At 54.9% G+C, this 17,073-nt stretch carries 17 protein-coding genes; 10 read left to right on the forward strand and 7 right to left on the reverse strand.

The genetic code is table 11. From position 1 onward, the window contains the following. Positions 1-105 precede the first annotated feature (105 nt). The 6 genes from AC2FH2_RS09590 (at position 106) to AC2FH2_RS09615 (ending at position 4,351) form a co-directional block, all read left to right on the forward strand. The gene (locus tag AC2FH2_RS09590; RefSeq protein ID WP_496823390.1) at positions 106-459 is read left to right on the forward strand and encodes a hypothetical protein; all 354 of its coding nucleotides are present in this window, start codon (positions 106-108) and stop codon (positions 457-459) included. A gap of 64 nt (positions 460-523) precedes the next feature. Next, the gene (locus tag AC2FH2_RS09595; RefSeq protein ID WP_496823391.1) at positions 524-1,288 is read left to right on the forward strand and encodes a hypothetical protein; all 765 of its coding nucleotides are present in this window, start codon (positions 524-526) and stop codon (positions 1,286-1,288) included. Between the two features lie 83 nt (positions 1,289-1,371). Beyond that, entirely contained in the window at positions 1,372-2,571 is a 1,200-nt protein-coding gene (locus AC2FH2_RS09600; RefSeq protein WP_496823392.1) for an N-acetyltransferase DgcN family protein, read from the forward strand. Then, a complete protein-coding gene (locus tag AC2FH2_RS09605; RefSeq protein ID WP_496689722.1) occupies positions 2,568-3,689 on the forward strand; it encodes an alanine/ornithine racemase family PLP-dependent enzyme in 1,122 nt (373 codons plus the stop codon). Before AC2FH2_RS09600 ends, AC2FH2_RS09605 begins: the two co-directional genes overlap by 4 nt. A 48-nt stretch (positions 3,690-3,737) precedes the next feature. Further along, positions 3,738-3,950: a hypothetical protein gene (locus AC2FH2_RS09610; RefSeq protein ID WP_281972780.1), complete on the forward strand. Its 213-nt coding sequence runs from the start codon at positions 3,738-3,740 to the stop codon at positions 3,948-3,950. Between the two features lie 119 nt (positions 3,951-4,069). Beyond that, the gene (locus AC2FH2_RS09615) at positions 4,070-4,351 is read left to right on the forward strand and encodes a hypothetical protein (protein WP_142634991.1); all 282 of its coding nucleotides are present in this window, start codon (positions 4,070-4,072) and stop codon (positions 4,349-4,351) included. Between the two features lie 340 nt (positions 4,352-4,691). Here AC2FH2_RS09615 and AC2FH2_RS09620 read toward each other — a convergent pair whose 3' ends face one another. From AC2FH2_RS09620 to cobT, 3 genes are all read right to left on the reverse strand, one after another. Beyond that, a complete protein-coding gene (locus AC2FH2_RS09620) occupies positions 4,692-5,033 on the reverse strand; it encodes a DUF427 domain-containing protein (RefSeq protein WP_281972781.1) in 342 nt (113 codons plus the stop codon). A gap of 64 nt (positions 5,034-5,097) precedes the next feature. Further along, positions 5,098-6,879, reverse strand: coding sequence for an aminopeptidase P family protein (locus AC2FH2_RS09625; protein ID WP_496823393.1), 1,782 nt, complete (start codon positions 6,877-6,879; stop codon positions 5,098-5,100). Between the two features lie 53 nt (positions 6,880-6,932). Further along, positions 6,933-8,810 (reverse strand): cobaltochelatase subunit CobT, encoded by a 1,878-nt coding sequence (gene cobT, locus AC2FH2_RS09630; protein ID WP_496823394.1) that lies wholly within the window; start codon positions 8,808-8,810, stop codon positions 6,933-6,935. Between the two features lie 278 nt (positions 8,811-9,088). Between cobT and AC2FH2_RS09635 the strand changes: the two genes are divergently transcribed. Beyond that, positions 9,089-10,093, forward strand: a complete 1,005-nt coding sequence (locus AC2FH2_RS09635; RefSeq protein WP_142634983.1) for a hypothetical protein — start codon at positions 9,089-9,091, stop codon at positions 10,091-10,093. 93 nt (positions 10,094-10,186) lie between these two features. On the opposite strand, the gene cobS is transcribed toward AC2FH2_RS09635, so the two are convergent. Beyond that, positions 10,187-11,170 (reverse strand): cobaltochelatase subunit CobS, encoded by a 984-nt coding sequence (cobS, locus tag AC2FH2_RS09640; protein WP_496690879.1) that lies wholly within the window; start codon positions 11,168-11,170, stop codon positions 10,187-10,189. A 450-nt stretch (positions 11,171-11,620) separates the two neighbouring features. On the opposite strand from cobS, the gene AC2FH2_RS09645 reads away from it, so the two are divergent. Further along, a complete protein-coding gene (locus AC2FH2_RS09645) occupies positions 11,621-12,508 on the forward strand; it encodes a Hint domain-containing protein (RefSeq protein ID WP_496690878.1) in 888 nt (295 codons plus the stop codon). A gap of 5 nt (positions 12,509-12,513) precedes the next feature. On the opposite strand, the gene AC2FH2_RS09650 is transcribed toward AC2FH2_RS09645, so the two are convergent. After that, positions 12,514-13,140, reverse strand: a complete 627-nt coding sequence (locus AC2FH2_RS09650; protein ID WP_496689725.1) for a J domain-containing protein — start codon at positions 13,138-13,140, stop codon at positions 12,514-12,516. A 107-nt stretch (positions 13,141-13,247) separates the two neighbouring features. On the opposite strand from AC2FH2_RS09650, the gene AC2FH2_RS09655 reads away from it, so the two are divergent. Together AC2FH2_RS09655 and AC2FH2_RS09660 are read left to right on the forward strand one after the other, a co-directional pair. After that, positions 13,248-13,502 (forward strand): BolA family protein, encoded by a 255-nt coding sequence (locus AC2FH2_RS09655; RefSeq protein ID WP_142634975.1) that lies wholly within the window; start codon positions 13,248-13,250, stop codon positions 13,500-13,502. A 262-nt stretch (positions 13,503-13,764) separates the two neighbouring features. Continuing rightward, positions 13,765-14,847, forward strand: coding sequence for a glycosyltransferase family 4 protein (locus AC2FH2_RS09660; RefSeq protein WP_496822020.1), 1,083 nt, complete (start codon positions 13,765-13,767; stop codon positions 14,845-14,847). 55 nt (positions 14,848-14,902) lie between these two features. Here AC2FH2_RS09660 and AC2FH2_RS09665 read toward each other — a convergent pair whose 3' ends face one another. Continuing rightward, positions 14,903-15,334: a DUF4177 domain-containing protein gene (locus tag AC2FH2_RS09665; protein WP_281972785.1), complete on the reverse strand. Its 432-nt coding sequence runs from the start codon at positions 15,332-15,334 to the stop codon at positions 14,903-14,905. Positions 15,335-15,516: 182 nt separating this feature from the next. After that, on the reverse strand, positions 15,517-17,028 hold the full coding sequence (gatB, locus tag AC2FH2_RS09670) for an Asp-tRNA(Asn)/Glu-tRNA(Gln) amidotransferase subunit GatB (protein ID WP_271950243.1): 1,512 nt from the start codon (positions 17,026-17,028) through the stop codon (positions 15,517-15,519). Between the last annotated feature and the right edge of the window lie 45 nt (positions 17,029-17,073).

The following is a 17,073-nucleotide window of genomic DNA, read 5'->3' on the forward strand; positions in this document are numbered from 1 at the left end:
CGCCTATCGACCATCGCGTCCTGAGAATGGCCTGGGCGCAAGATTAAGATTGCGCAGAAAGACATAAAACAGCGAGGCGGCGCTTTCTCCGCCAGAGGAACTAAAATGACATTTCCAGAATGGACGAAACCAGGCATCTACGGTGCTTTGTGTGGTGCGGTTGCGGTCTCAATCCTTGGCTTTACCTGGGGCGGATGGACAACCAGCGGCAGCGCTCAAGAGTTGGCAAAAGACCATGCAAGCGAAGAAGTAACGCTTGCGATGGTGCCGGTCTGCCTGAACAGGTCAACCGCTGATCCCAAGCGCGAAGAAATAATAGAAGCACTGCAAGAGGCCTCTGGCTTCAACCGCCGCAAGGCCATGATGGATACAGGTTGGGCAACACTGCCGGGGTCAGATTCGCCAAGCCGCGACCTCGCAGATGCCTGTATCGCGGGGCTTGAGCTGGATGGATCATAAGGCAAAGGCAATGCCGCAACTCCTTCGGACGACTTGGCGCGCAAATCTGTCACTAGGCATTCAGATGAGTGCGGCGCTGATTGGGTTTACACTCTGTGCTTTGCTTTTATTTTCGATGCCTGCATTCTCTCAATCTACATCGCAATCGGTGCCAGAAAATGCCACTGCAACGAGTTACGGTGACGGTTGGAAATGCAACGCCGGGTATAGGTTGAGTGGCGACGTCTGCGCAGCTGTCGTAGTGCCAGAAAATGCCTATCCGACCAACCGTACCTATGGTTTAGGTTGGGAATGTCTTCATGGTTTTCGCGAGAACGATGAAGCGACCTGTGTTGCGGTGATTGTACCCGATGGCGGATTCCTTGATTCATCAGGTGAACGCTGGCATTGCTCGCGCGGTTTTCTCAAAATCGACGATACGTGCCAAGAAATTGTCGTACCCGCAAACGCTTATCTGGCTGATACGACCTATGGACCCGCGTGGGAATGCAAACGTGGGTTCGAAGCATTGGACGACCGTTGCGTCGCCATTGTGGTCCCGGCTAACGCGTATTTGAATTCATCAGGATACGGCCAACCCTGGACATGTGAACGTGGATATTTTGTAAAGGATGGCACGTGCGCGGCCGTCGTGATCCCTGAACATGCCTACTTGGACGATGCAACGTACGGCACGGGATGGAAGTGCGAGCGGGGATACGCGACCTCAGGTGTGAATTGCGAAACAATAGAGTTTCCTGCGAATGCCCATCTTGACAGGTCCGGAAACCGTTGGAACTGCAACAAGAATTTCAAGTCATCTAAAGGTCTGTGCGTTCTCGATAACTGAGCGCGCGGCGCGACTACTTCGACTTTGGTATCCGATGGTGACGACCGTGTTGCCTTGGGTGTCGACCACACAAAGGAAACATCATGAAAACCGACTTTAACGTGGCAAACACGATCCGTCGTCCTGTTAGCGGGGCGCAGGCGCCGCCATTTACCAGCGACGAACCCATAAGATCAACTTCTGCCACTCAGATCATCTTGCCGCCAACTGCGATTGTCTATTGCCAAGGTAACTTTGCCAAGGCGGATGGCAAAACTGCAAATGGCCTCGTTCGCCATTCAGAGGCCTACAGGATCCTGTCTGTCATCGATAGCGATCACGACGGCAAAGACAGCGGGTTGGTTCTTAACGATACTGTAAACCACATTCCGGTCTTCAGAAGTCTGGACGCTGCTGTTGTCCATGAAGCTGTAATCCCGGATACCCTCATTTACGGGATGGCACCATCTACGGGCAGGCTCTCATCGACAGATCGTGACGTTGTTCTCGACGCGATATCACTTGGTATGAACATCGTCAGTGGATTGCATGAGTATCTGGGCGATGATCCAGAAATCGCCTCTTTTGCGGCCGAACGCAAAGTCACCATCCGAGATATTCGCAAACCTAAACCCAGCAAAGATATGCGCCTGTTCGATGGAAGTATTGCAGGTGTGAAAGCACTGCGCATAGCTGTTCTTGGGACCGACTGCGCCATCGGAAAGCGGACAACAGCGACTGTATTAGCCCGTGCCTTGAACACAAGAGGCATCAAGACTGTCCTTGTTGGTACGGGCCAGACAGGTTTGATGCAGGGTGCAAAATATGGGGTGGCAATGGATGCCGTACCACCGCAGTTCTGTTGCGGCGAACTTGAAGGCGCGATCGTCGACGCTTCCGAGTCTGAACGACCCGATGTCATTTTGATCGAAGGCCAAGGGGCGTTGAGCCATCCGGCATTCTGCACATCCGCCTTTATCCTGCGGGGCAGCCAGCCGGACGCCGTAATCCTCCAGCACGCTCCAAAGCGCGCGCATCGCTGTGACTTTCCCAATATGCCGATGCCCAAGCCTGCAAGTGAGATTGCCCTAATCGAAGCATTTGCTGACACAAAGGTCATTGGTGTCACGCTCAATCATGAGGGGATGTCCGAGGCCGAGGTAACCGACACGATCGCCGCACAGTCACAAATACTCGGGCTGCCGGTAACGGATGTACTCAGCCGGCCGGCTTCGCATTTGCTTGCAATGGTTGTTGCCGCTTATCCTGGGTTACATCACTCGACACCCGTGGCTGCGATATGAGTACCCCTCGCATTGAGGTGCATCTGAGCAAGATACGTCACAATGCGAAGACTGTTGTCGAGCGCCTCAAGACACGCGGCATCGGTGTCACCGGTGTGACCAAGGCAGTGTGCGGGCATCCAGCCATCGCTCAGGCAATGCTCGACGGCGGCGCTGTGGGGCTTGCGGAAGCGCGGCTTAGTAACGTGCGAAGGTTACGCAACGCGGGCATGACATGTCCGATCACATTGATCCGTACACCAACGCTGAGCCAGGTCGATCAGGTCATCCAATACTGTGAGGCGAGCTACAATACAGAAATCCTCGTGATTACCGCTCTGGCCGCCGCCGCGATCCGGAAAGACTGCATTCACGGCATTATCCTGATGGTTGAGATGGGCGATCTGCGCGAAGGGATCATGCCAAAGGACCTCGGCTCGGTTGCACAGCAAGTGGTGGACATGCCCGGCGTTACACTGAAAGGCATCGGAGCGAACTTTGCATGTCTGGGGGGAATTGCCCCGAATGCTGCAGATATGGAGGCCCTATCTGACCTGGCTAATGAAACAGAGGGGCAGTGTGGTCCCTTCCTTCACACGGTATCTGGCGGAAACTCGGCCAACCTTCCTTGGGCCCTCGGCGGACACCCAGCTTGTCGCATCAACGATCTAAGGCTGGGGGAAGCAATACTTCTGGGCGTTGATCCGGTTTCCGGAGATCAAATAGGCGGGATGTATACGGATGCCTTCATACTTATCGCTGAGGTAATTGAAACAGGGTCCAAACCTGCATCTCACCCTCAGAGCATCTGCGATCCGGTATTCAAAAGACTTCACCTCGTCCCGAAAAGCGGACAGAGCACACAAATAATTCTGGCCGTTGGTCAGCAAGATACGGACATTTTGGGGCTTTCGATGCCCCCTGGATACAGGTTTATCGGTGCAACAAGCGATCATCTTGTCGTTGGCACTTACCATTCGACGCAAAGCGTAGGATCGGAAATGAAGTTCCAAATGAACTATAGTGCATTGATGAATGCTATGTCCGCTCCTGACGTTAAGACAAAGCTGCTCCGTGGCAGTCATTCACGACATGCGCATGTCTCTCAAGGATCAGGCAATCACCTGGCATCGATTTGAACACTCAACTGATAAATGCACCGTTGAAAACGGTTAGGAGAATAACCATTGGCAAAGCTGACAAAAAAAACTGTCTTCAATGCACACGTTCCCAAGGCGGAAACACCGATGGACAAAACAACGCGGATCGTTAGAGAAATGGTCAACGAAGAAGCAGAGCAAAGACAGATCAAGAATGCCCGGCTCCGCAAAACTCGGCTCGAAAGGGATGCGAATACATTATCTGAAGCCTGTCCGCCGAAGCCCGTCAAAAAGCGGTGACAGGATTGTCGCCCCTTCTTTTTGCGCGACTGGAATGATCGAAACACGAACAAAGCGGCTAGCGAACATTGTTTTTCCCATGCATCAATCGCACCCATACTCATTTTACGGATACTGCCATGACAATCTCAGATGAGAGCTCAGAAAAAATTCACTATATCTGCCAGACATATGTGGAAAATAAGCCCGGTCGCGGAGGGCAAGGAAACTTGAAAATTGGTAAGCAATTTGAATATTCCACGGCGGCAGAGGCACAAAACAGAGCAGAAAGGGAAGCGCTATCCGACGATTGCGCTGGCGCTGATGCCTACATGGTCAGTGAGGACCCGAACAGTGGCGAGGTCGGGGCGCCAAGCTTCATCATTAGGCTTGGAAATGTTCCGGAATTTGATGAGTTTTAGATCTTGAGCAGGCTTCAGTTTAACTCTCTAAACTCACCTTGTTTGCGGCATTAGATCGACCAAAAACAAATCTATTTGGTGCCAGAAAAACAGACCATTTTGGGCGTGGGTTTTGCCAAGAAACTGCGCCATGAATACCGGAAAAAAGCAGTTTTTAGTGTAGGTGCAGCGAGAAATCCCAAGGTGCAGGTCGGGCTCGTTTGATACTTTCGTGGTATCCAGCGTAAAGGATCGTTCACTTACTTCGATCCAGATTTTGACGTGAAGGCCAAAGCGATCTGGCCTTTCATATTGTGCAACAACTCGATTGAGTAGAGGTATTGCGCATCTGGGACATGCGTCAGATTTGTTCGACCTTCACGGAATCAAGCGGGTAGAAGGCGACATGGCCTTTGATGTCTAAGGCAGAATGGATCGGGTCTTCATAGCTCCAAGCAGCGTTTTCAGTGACCGAGGATTTGTTGACGATCGAAAAATGCGTGGCTTGGCCCTTGTGTTTGCACTGCGTGACCTTGTCGGTAACATCCAGAAATGCCATCGCGATATCGGTACGAGGGAAATAGATGACCGGATCAAGATTGCCCTCGAGCAATTCCAGAGCATTTGTGGTTTCACCCAGAATGGCGCCTCCTGAACGGACGCTCCATTTGCCTGGTGTCTTGCGAATGGTGATCTCGGTCATCTTTGCTCTTCCTCTGGTCCGGTTTCCCGCTTGTCCACTGCCCGGTATATGTAACGATGCGATGTCAGATCGGTGCGGTTGCGGCATCCAACCACAGTTGGGCGTCATCTCCCAGCCTTGGTCGAACTTTTTCGGCAACTTCGCGGTGATATGCGTTCAGCCAGTCGCGTTCGACTGCCGTCAGCATATCGGTCAGAACCAAGCGTCGGTCGATAGGGACATAGGTCAATGTGCGCCATTCCAACATGGGACGTTCCGCGTCACCACTGGGCAGGGTAGGGGCAGATTGCACCACCAAAAGGTTTTCAATCCTGATTCCAAACGCACCTTCGCGGTAGTAACCCGGCTCATTCGACAAGATCATGCCCGGCAGCAAGGGCTCATGGCTGGCTTTGGACAGACGCTGAGGGCCCTCATGCACACTCAGATAGGCACCGACGCCGTGCCCGACACCGTGATTAAAGTCCTGACCCGCTGCCCATAGGGGCATACGCGCCACGGATTCGATATCACGTCCAGCCAACCCGGCAGGCCAGCGCAGCATAGACATGGCGATCATGCCTTTCAGCACGCGAGTAAAGCAGGCTTTTTCTTCTTCACCCACATTGCCGATAGCAATGGTCCGGGTAATATCAGTCGTGCCATCCAAATATTGTCCGCCGCTGTCCAGCACCAGGATATGACCGTCTTGCAGCAGGCTGTCGGTTTCCTCGGTCACCCGGTAATGCATGATCGCGCCATTGGGTCCTGTCCCTGCAATCGTATCGAACGAGATATCCTGCAGGGCATTATCCTTGCGCCGGTTCTCCTCAAGCCGAGTGACCACCTGCGTTTCCGTAACATAGCCAGCGGCTTGCGCATCCAGCCAGCACAGCGTTTCGATCACAGCGACAGCATCGCGCAGATGTGCCTCGGCACTGCCTGCGATTTCGGCAGGGTTCTTGCAGGCTTTGGGCAGCGCACAAGGGTCGCCGCCATCGACCATCTGCCCTTCTAGTACATCGGCCACTGCCTGTGGCAGCGTACCAAGATCAACCTGAACCTTACCGTCAAGCGCTGCGACAGCCGTCAAAAACGTGTCCGGCGCATGAACTGTGACTGAATCGGCCATCGCCACGTTCAGCTTTTGGTGCGCCATGAACAGATCCACGCGGCCATCCGCATGCAGTATAGCAAACCCATGCGCCACCGGGTTGTACCCGATATCGGAGCCCCGAATGTTCAACAACCACATGATCGAGTCGGGCAGGGTAATCACCGCTGCGCCACAGCCCGTGTCCTGCAGGGACTGCGCCAGACGCGCGATTTTGCTGTCTGCGCTTTCGCCCGCGAATTCGATCGGGTGCAGCTTTACCGGGTTCATTGGTGGATCGGGTTGATCCCACCAAACCCGGTCCACCAGATTGTCGCTGCGCACCAGTGTAATATCTCGGCCTTCAAGGTCGGTCTGCGTTTTCGCGATCTGACCCGCCGAATGTAGCCACGGATCAAAGCCAACCCGACCACCCTGCGGGAGTTGTTCCGTTAGCCACGCGGCAAGGCTGACCTCGGGCCATGGAACAGGTGTGTAATCGGCGGCGACCTGCGCTTTGACCTGCGTGCGATAACGTCCGTCAATGAAGACGCCGGCCTTATCTGCCAAAACCACGCAGAACCCGGCCGAACCTGTGAACCCGGTCAGCCAGGCAAGCCGTTCGTCGCGCGGGGCCACATACTCGCCTTGATGCACATCTGCGCGCGGGACCAAGAAACCGTCCAACCCATCGCGTGTCAATTCGGTCCGCAGATCGGCCAGCCGAGGCGGGCCCTGTTCCGGCCGTGCGGTCACGGCGAAGGACTGAAACATGTCATACCTCTATCAGTTTGGAGCGCGCGACGCCATGTTATGGAAAAGGCGATTCAGCCTACTCTCTTCATTCCCATCACCCGCGCTCGTGCGCGCGGATCACTGTCAAACAGAGCGGCCAGTTGCTCGGTCATGGCTCCGGCCAGTTGCTCGACATCCGTGATGGTCACGGCGCGGTCGTAATACCGGGTCACGTCATGGCCGATGCCGATGGCAAGCAATTCCACCATCTTGCGCTTTTCGACCATCCCGATCACATCGCGCAGGTGCTTTTCCAGATAGTTTGCAGGGTTCACGCTGAGCGTTGAATCATCGACCGGCGCCCCGTCCGAGATTACCATCAAAATCTTGCGCTGCTCGCGCCGTGCCGTCATCCGGCGATGCGCCCATTCCAGCGCCTCGCCGTCGATATTTTCCTTCAGTAGCCCTTCTTTCATCATCAGCCCCAGATTGGGCCGGGCGCGTCGCCACGGGGCATCCGCGCCTTTGTAGATGATATGGCGTAGATCGTTCAGACGACCGGGCTGCTGTGGGCGGCCATCGTTCAGCCAGGCTTCGCGCGCCAGCCCGCCTTTCCACGCTCGCGTGGTAAAGCCCAGAATCTCGACCTTGACGTTGCAGCGTTCCAGCGTGCGTGCCAGAACATCCGCGCAGATCGCCGCGATCGAAATAGGTCGCCCGCGCATCGAGCCCGAATTATCCAACAGCAGCGTCACCACCGTATCGCGGAACTCAGTATCCTTCTCGACCTTAAAGCTCAGCGGTGTGGTTGGGCTTGCAACAACACGCGCCAGACGGCCGGCGTCCAGAATGCCTTCTTCGCGGTCGAACTCCCAGCTGCGGTTCTGTTGCGCCTGCAACCGGCGCTGCAATTTGTTGGCCAAACGGCTGACGGCACCTTTCAGCGGTTCTAGCTGTTGATCCAGATAGGCCCGAAGGCGTTCCAGCTCAGCGGGCTCCGCCAGATCCTCGGCGGCGATCTCTTCGTCATGGGTGCTCAGGTAGACCTTATAGTCGGGATCAGCATCGGATGCAGGCGGAGGGGCAGGCGGCTCCAGCGGGGCCTCGCCCTCGGGCATCTCGGCCTCTTCTCCCATTTCATCCTCGGCCATCTCATCCATGGAGACTTGGGCCTGAGACTGATCCTGCTGTTCTTCCTGTGACTGCTCAGGGGTCGCATCCGCGTCCTGTTCGTCCTGATCATCCTGACCAGTGCTGTCGGGGTCGGGCTGTTCTTCGGCGTCGTCTTCGGCCTGATCTTCCTGATCTTCGTCCAGCTCATCCGGGTCATCGCCCAGCTGATCGCCATAGCCCAGATCCTTGATCATCTGGCGTGCAAACTTGGCGAATTCGGCCTGGTCCGAAAGCACCTCGTCAAGGTTCTCCAGTACGCCCCCTGCCTGATCTTCGATAAACCCGCGCCACAGGTTCATGACATTGTCAGCCGCAGGCGGCAGGTCGCGACCAGTGGCCAGATGCCGGATCAGATAGCCGGCGGCCACCGAAAGAGGCGCGTCAGCTGGCTGTTTGCATTGATCATACCCACGCCGGATCGCTTCGTGCCCGATCTTGACGTCGATGTTGGACGCAGTGCCTGGCATGTCCCGCGCACCCATCGCTTCGCACCGGGCAACCTCCATCGCCTCGTACAGATCGCGGGCCATGTCACCTGGAGGCGCATAGCGACTATGAGTAGCATCATCGTGATAGCGTCGCTGCAAAGCCAAAGCATCCGCGGTCCCGCGCGCCAACAGAACCTCTTCCCGCGTCATGCGCCGCGAGACCTGAGGCAACCGCATCGACTCACCCGACAGGCCCGACGGGTCGACCGTATAGCTCACCGTAAGTTCCGGATCGTCGGCCATCACTTTGGTGGCTTCGGCCAGAGCTTTCTTGAACGGATCAGCGGGGTTGTCTTTGGGTTTGCTCATCGGTGGCAGGTCCGGTCTTGTTCTACTCGGGCAACCTAGAGCCAATCATAGGTCTTGACCATAGGGTCGGCCTTGTTTTCCGGGTAATCAGCGGCACGCCCGAATTGCAAAAACGCCAGACCTGTAGAAAAGAGGCAACGCCCGGCTTCTGCGTGGCCTGTGATTCTAACTGGGGGTGACTTTTCCGTCAGTACAATGCAAAACGAACGGTACACGAACGCGTGATATAGTTATTTGTTTGGGACGGTTTAATGGGACTCAGAAGACAATTTCGAAAATTGTTCGGGATCAAAAGACAGACCATAGAATTACAGCCCTCGGGCTGGCTAGCCGAGAATGTTTTCTGTCAGTCACCCTCAACGCCGCTGAGTGAGATAGTTCACGTTTTCGATCCCAAATACAAAGATCCTGACCCAATCAACCTGGTGCATATCGTCAATTTCTTTTCTGTCGACGGAGCGATGAATGATGTCCAGCGCGCTACGTTGGATAGCATGGTGACTGCCAAATCAGATCCGTTGGCTGGTGAAGGTGAAACAACATTGGTGCAGGTTCCGGTGCATGGGGACGAAGATCTGATTCAGGCCCATTACGGCATGCAAGTTGCGACAAAACTGGAACGCACGGTTCTGGATGTCGGAACGTTTCGAATTCCTCGGCCTTTGCCACTTTTGTTTGATGTTCTGGAAAAGGGTGCATCCGTTGCTAAACCCGGAGATTTTGTAATCTACACTAATGCAGATATTTGTCTTCAGCCCTATTTTTATGGCGCGGTACGTCAGCTTATTGCGGGTGGTTTCGATGCCATCACGATCAATCGTCGGACATTTGGCGATGCGCATGGGTTTTCCCATGACCCCCTGTCTATGGGCGAGGTTGGTATGCAGCATCCGGGTTTCGACTGCTTTGTTTTTTCCAAAGAAGTTTTCGACCAATTTGTCCGCACAGATTCCTGCCTCGGGATGTCTGGGGTCATACAACCAATGCTATTCAACCTCGCTGCGCACTCGAAACGAATGCTGATGCTCAAGAATGTCAGTCTGACGTTTCATTTCGGCGATGATCGGCCGTGGAAAACCCAGGACTTTGATGATTATGCCATGCATAACTTCACAGAGGCGGCGGATAGTTTAACCAAATTGGCGGAAGACGTCAGTAAACGCGGTCATCTTCGCGAATTCTGTGACAATCACATTGGAATCTGGAAACTTGACGACGATGGATTGTTGGCTCCAGATGCGGCTCAAGAAGTTGCACAGGCACATTTGGCCAATAATGCATAAAAGCTAACTTTCGTAGCTTTTGATGATGTGGCCCTGCAAGAGCTTCCGAAAGCCTGTGCCACGCACAAGCCCCCGGAAATTCCGTATATTTTGTTATCCCAAGCTGGTGCTTGCAGCGCTTTCCGGGAGTTCCTCGTCAAAACACCGCTGATAGAACTCGGCCACTGTCTGGCGCTCCAGCTCGTCGCATTTGTTCAGAAAGGATAGGCGGAAAGCATAGCCGACATTGCGGAAAATCTCGGCGTTTTGGGCCCAGTTGATTACCGTTCGGGGGCTCATCACGGTCGAAAGATCACCGTTCATGAACGCGGTCCGAGTCAGATCGGCAACGGTGACCATCTGAGCGACGATCTTGCGGCCCTCGGCCGTGTTGTAGTGCGGCGCTTTGGACAGAACGATCATCGTTTCTGCGTCATGGCTAAGGTAGTTCAGCGTCGCGACCAGAGACCAACGGTCCATCTGGGCTTGGTTGATCTGTTGTGTGCCGTGATACAGGCCGGTTGTGTCACCCAGGCCAACAGTATTGGCGGTGGCAAACAGGCGGAAATACTTGTGCGGGGTCAGAATCTCGTTCTGGTCCAGCAGGGTCAGGCTGCCATTGGTTTCCAGAACGCGCTGGATCACAAACATCACGTCTGCGCGCCCGGCGTCGTATTCGTCAAAGACGATCGCAACAGGGTTACGCAGAGCCCAGGGCAGAATTCCTTCGTGGAAATCCGTAACCTGCTTGCCGTCGCGCAGTTTGATCGCGTCCTTGCCGATCAGGTCGATCCGGCTGATATGGCTGTCGAGGTTCACACGCACAGCCGGCCAATTCAGGCGTGCGGCAACCTGTTCGATATGGGTCGATTTACCGGTGCCGTGATAACCCTGAATCATCACGCGGCGGTTATGGGTAAACCCTGCGAGGATTGCCAGCGTCGTATCTGGGTCGAACTTATATGTCGGGTCGATCTCGGGAACCCGTTCTGTCTGTTCGTAAAAGCGTTTGACCTGCATGTCAGAATCGATGCCGAACACATCTCGGACCGAAATCTCTTCTGTTGGTTTTGCGTTTGCGTCAATCGGCCAATCCATGCCTGTCGTCCTTATCCTGATACCGCGGCCCCCGCGCGGGCTTCTGAACCCGTGTGTGGTGCAACATATTGCGGGTAAGGGCAAGGGGAAGCGGCGAGGCTAAAAGACTGAGGCGCAGTTTCATTCGTATTGACGCGCTCGGCATACCGCCTCCGTTCGTTTCAGATAAACGCACAGTGCCCAATCGGATTACACATAAGGAGATGGTCTTGGTGAAATTGCACTTTTACATCAGGCGATATTGTTGGCCAGCAGGCAACACTATGCATTCAAATATGAAAATATCACTTAGTTTGGGGGTAACTGTGTTTTAGACTGAACATATTGGTGAGTTTTGATGGGTTCCGAGTGAGGTAGTTTATGAGAAGCTTGGTTAAGGCTGCTTTTAGTTCTGTACTTTCCATGGTCATTTGTTGGCGCATTCGGTCGTCAGCATCCTGGGCCTGACCAATGGCTTTTGATGCCCTTCTCCATACTGTCAACAGCACTGGCCGCGGAGACCTGATCGTTCAGGACACGACCGTTCCTGCCATTATCTCTGGCTCTACGATCTCGTTCGATGGTGGGGCAACGTTCCAGACCTACACATATCTTGGCCAAGGCAATTACCGTGGCACAGGGGAATCTGGCGAGTTCATTCGGGTGGGCGGCCAGGTTTATGCCTGGGACACGGCGAACCCGACGGGCCCGATGACATTGGGGAACTGGAAGATCACGACCTCGGATCTTGATCCAACAGACCCGCCTTGTTTTGTTTCCGGGACTTTGATTGATACCGACAACGGACCGGTCCCGGTCGAGAAATTGGTTGTTGGCGACAGGGTGCTCGTCTCGAATGGCGGGGCACTGCCTATTGTCTGGATCGGCAAAAGGGCTCTTAGCACTATGGCTTTGCACAGCAGGCCAAAGTTCAGACCTGTCTGCATCCGGAGAAATGCCCTGGGCAAAGGGGTGCCGGATCAGGATTTGTACGTGTCGCCTCAGCATCGGATCGTGCTGGAAGGCTGGCGGGCCGAGTTATTGTTTGGCGAAGCAAAGGTTTTTTCGGCTGCCATCCATTTGGTCAATGGCGATACGGTCTATCAAGTGTCGCCCGATAAGCCGGTAGAATATTTTCACATTGCCTGCGAACGGCACGAGATTTTGACATCCAATGGCGTGCGCAGCGAAAGCCTGTTTCTGGGCGACAGGGCGCTGCAATCCTTTCACCGCGAAGACGTCGACGAATTGCGCGCGCTATTCCCTGAACTGTGTGCTGAGGCGTCGGTTCCTCGAACGCGGTTACGTTGCTTGAAACGCCCCGAAGTGCTGGCGCTGCAGGGTATGGCCAGCAATTAAAACGCCTATTTAAAGTTCCGGCTGTCTTTGATCTGGTCCCAGGCCCAGACAACTTCTTGCAGCTGCTCTTCCTGCGAGCGGTCGCCGCCGTTCATATCGGGGTGCAACACCTTGATCAGCTTTTTATAGGTCTTTCGGATTTCGGCCTTGGACCAGCTGTCATTGGCTTCCAGAATCTCGATAGCGCGACGTTCGGTCGGGGGCAGGCGGCGGCCGCCTCCGCCTGTAGTGCGCCCTTTGTTCTGGGTACTGTTCGCGCCCAGCACCTGGTGCGGGTCTTCGATTCCCAAACGGGCCCAGGCACGTGCCTCGGGATCGCCCATGGGTTTGGTTTCACGCTCCCAGACTTTGTCCTTAGACTGTTGAGCATTCATTTCGGCCTCGGTCGTGCCGTCGAAGAAATTCCATTTCTGGTTATACTCGCGCACATGCTGCTGGCAGAACCAGAAGAAATCATCCAAAACATCCGGTGCTTTCGGGGCCCGAAATTTACCAGGCTCTTCACAGCCCTCATGGTCACAGATTCGCACCGAAGTTTCAGACGCGCCAGACATACCACGCCGTCCACGCGGGTTTTTTTTCTTCGCGCTGGAGACGGACATATCGAATCCAAATGGGTCTGATTTCGTCATGCTATGATCCTTAAGAACGCATCTTCTCGACTCGGAGGCAGCAGTTTAGTCTAAGCAGCCGAAAGTAGAAGAGGGGGGCGGTAATATTTTTGCCGCTGAGCGTAAAAATGACCGTGACCGAAGAAATGCGAAGCCGCCTGCAATCGGCGTTTGATCCACATGAGCTTGAAATCGTTGACGACAGCGAAAGCCACCGCGGGCATGCCGGATTCCAAGAAGGTGGTGAAAGCCATTTCAACATCCGAATCCGCGCAGCTGCATTCGAGGGGCAATCTCGCGTTGCCCGCCACCGCGCAGTGCACAAGGCGCTTGGAGATATCGTGCCGCGGATCCATGCTCTGGCATTGGATATCGGTGTTTAGGAAGGCTTTTGTAGCGCCGCCCGGAACGGTCGCACCCCTGCAGCGAAGACAATTTGCGTGTTTTGCCGTGATCGTTCAGAGATTGGTACAGGGTCGCGGGTTGGATAGGTGAAAGCCGGCCGGTAATTTTTCGGTGTTTTGGTGATTTCGACCGGTTTCTTGCACTGATTGCAACAAATCAGGAAATTCAGCCTGAATGTGAAAACATTCCATGCATAACAGTTGCTCGAACGCGGGCCCTAATCTACCCTCCTTTGACGGGATGTTTTTCAGGTATTTGGTTTTGAGAGTTCTTTTTGTGCAGGCTGGATTTGGGCCTGGGGGGGCAGAGAAAGTAATCGCGATGCTTTCAGGGCATTTTGCCCGGCGCGGTTGTGCTGTCCACGTCACCGGTTTTCAGATGCCGACCGATGGTCCCTATTTCCCGATGCATCTCGATGTTGAACTCAGCGTTGCAGAAAAGGCGACGGGACAGGCGTCACGTATTACGCATATCCGCTCTGTCATAAAGAAATTCCGACCGGACGTTGTAATCTCATTCCTGACCAAGGTGAATGTTCAGACTCTTCTGGCAAGCGTTGGAACCGGGATTCCCGTTATCATTTCTGAACGCAACAATCCGCTGCGACAGGACGCACATCCCCTTTGGGCACCGCTTCAGGGGATTGCGGGGATAAAGGCAGCAAAGGTTGTCGGGCTGACACATCGCGGATTGGCGGATCTTCCCTTCACTTTGCGCAAGAAGGGGATGGTTATTCCGAACCCGATCCTCCCCTTTGAGCGAGTTGAATCCTCTGGCACGAGGCGGGGTGTGCAACTGGTCGCGGTTGGCCGCCTCGTTCGGCAAAAGGGGTTCGACATGTTGCTGCAGGCGATGCAGCGTATTCATTCCCAAGCTCCAGATACCAGGCTGATTATCTATGGTGAGGGCAGCGAGCGGGAAAATCTGCAGAAACTGCGCGATGATCTGGGGCTACAGTCGGTTGCTCGGCTGCCGGGCAATACGATCGAGGTCGGGGAATGGGCGCAGCGCGCGGACATTCTGGTAGCGACCTCGCGGTTCGAAGGGTTTCACAATGTCGTCGCTGAGGCGGCGGTCAGCGGGATACCAGTCGTGTCTTTCGATTGCGATTACGGTCCGTCAGAGTTCATTCAAAACGGACGGAACGGATATCTGGTTCCCGTCAACGATGTCAGTGGTTTGGAACAGGCAGTGCTGAAGCTGATCCATGAACCCGACCTCAGGGCGCAGATGTCCAAGGTGTCACCTACGCTAAAGGCCGATCTGTCCCCAGATCAGGTCTTTGCCCAATGGGACACGCTAATTCGCGACGTCACGAGCTGAGATTCAAAACGCTACTCCTGACAGCCGTTTTTTTTTACAGACCCGGTTAGGGCAATCAGGTTTTTTGACCTTCAGTCTCTGCAGTTTCGTCTTCCGATTTTTCTGTTTCAGCACCTTTCAGCGACAAAGGCGGCTCTTTGGCCTGTTCCGCAATGGGGGCCGGGGCCTGAACGGTATCGGGACCAGGAACAGGTTGAGCAAGAGCAACGCCATCCTTCGTTTCGGTCGGGCCAGGTGTCGGGGCAACAGGCACATCAATTTCACGGCGAAATATCAGCACATTGCGCCAGTTCACGGTGCTGCCAGTCAGGCCGGAGCGTTCCTCGCTGGGCAACAACTCGGCGCGTTGATATTCCCAGCCATCCTGCCCCATCTGGTTTAGCACTTGTTCAATAGAAGCAGCGAAACGTCCCTCGGCTGACTTTTCACCCTTGGTCTTGGCAGACTTTTGGGGGGAAGGGACAACTTTGTATTCGTAGCGGGGCATCGGAATTCCTACCTGTAAGTTCTGGGTAATCTAGCAGGTTGATCACAATGGGAAAGTCATCATAGCGCGGCGGGCGAATTCCGGCACATCTGCTGGTGCGGGCCTGGTGCCACAAATGACAAGCGGCGGGACTTTGCGCAAAGGCTAAAGTCCCGCCGCCGAAATCAGTAAAACCGAAAGATCTACGATCCCAGTTTCTTGGCAATCAGCTCGTTGACGGCCTTGGGATTTGCCTTGCCACCAGTCGCCTTCATCACCTGACCAACGAACCAGCCGGCCAGTTTCGGGTTTACCTTGGCCTTCTCGACCTGTGCCGGATTGGCGGCTATGATCTCGTCCAAAGCGGCCTCGATCGCGCCGGTGTCCGTCACCTGCTTCATGCCGCGGTCTTCGACGATCTGCGCCGGATCTCCGCCTTCGGTATAGACGATTTCGAACAGGTCCTTGGCGATCTTGCCCGAGATTGCGTCCGAGGAAATCAGGTCGATGATGCCGCCAAGCTGTGCAGGTGAAACCGGCGAGTCGGTGATCTCGTGATCTTCCTTTTTCAGGCGGCCAAACAGTTCGTTAATGACCCAGTTTGCAGCCAGTTTGCCATTGCGACCCTGCGCGACCTCTTCGAAATAGGCAGCCGATTCAACATCAGCAGTCAGCACCGATGCGTCATAGTCCGTCAGTCCGAACGTGCTGATAAAACGCGCTTTTTTATCGTCAGGCAGCTCGGGAAGGTTGGCGGCGATGTCGTCAACCCAGGCTTGCTCGATCTCTAGCGGCAGCAGGTCAGGGTCAGGGAAGTAGCGATAGTCATGCGCTTCTTCCTTGGACCGCATCGAACGCGTCTCGCCCTTGTCCGGGTCATACAGGCGGGTTTCCTGATCGACCTTGCCACCACCTTCGACGATCGCGATCTGGCGGCGGGCCTCGACCTCAATGGCTTGCTGGATGAAGCGCATCGAGTTCATGTTCTTGATCTCACAACGGGTGCCCAGATGCGAGAAATCCTGTGTTTCCTGATACTTTTCATAGGCCCCCGGCAAACAGATCGAGACGTTCACGTCTGCCCGCAAATTGCCGTTCTGCATGTTGCCATCACAGGTGCCCAGATAGCGCAGGATCTGACGCAACTTGGCGATATAGGCGGCGGCCTCTTCCGGGCCGCGAATGTCGGGGCGGCTGACGATCTCCATCAGGCAAACACCGGTTCGGTTCAGGTCGACGAAGGACATATGCGGGTCCATGTCGTGGATCGACTTTCCCGCGTCCTGTTCCATGTGGATGCGTTCGATCCGCACCATGCGCGCTGTGCCGTCGCCCATCTCGACCAAAACTTCACCTTCGCCGACAATAGGCTGATAAAGCTGGGAAATCTGATAACCCTGCGGAAGGTCGGGGTAGAAATAATTCTTGCGGTCAAAAGCCGATTTCAGGTTGATATCGGCTTTCAGGCCCAACCCAGTGCGCACGGCCTGTTCGACGCAATATTCGTTGATCACCGGCAGCATCCCCGGCATTGCCGCGTCCACAAAGGCCACGTTCGAGTTCGGCTCGGCCCCGAATTGGGTCGATGCGCCCGAGAACAGCTTGGCATTGGATGAGACCTGCGCATGCACCTCCATCCCGATTACCAGTTCCCAATCGTGCTTGGCCCCGGCAATGGTTTTGGGCTTAGGCATTTCATATGTCAGGTCGAGCATGGCGCGCCTCATTTCCGCAGAAGTCTAAGCCTGCGTATTAGGCCC

This window comes from Ruegeria sp. YTSA105 (assembly GCF_059610225.1).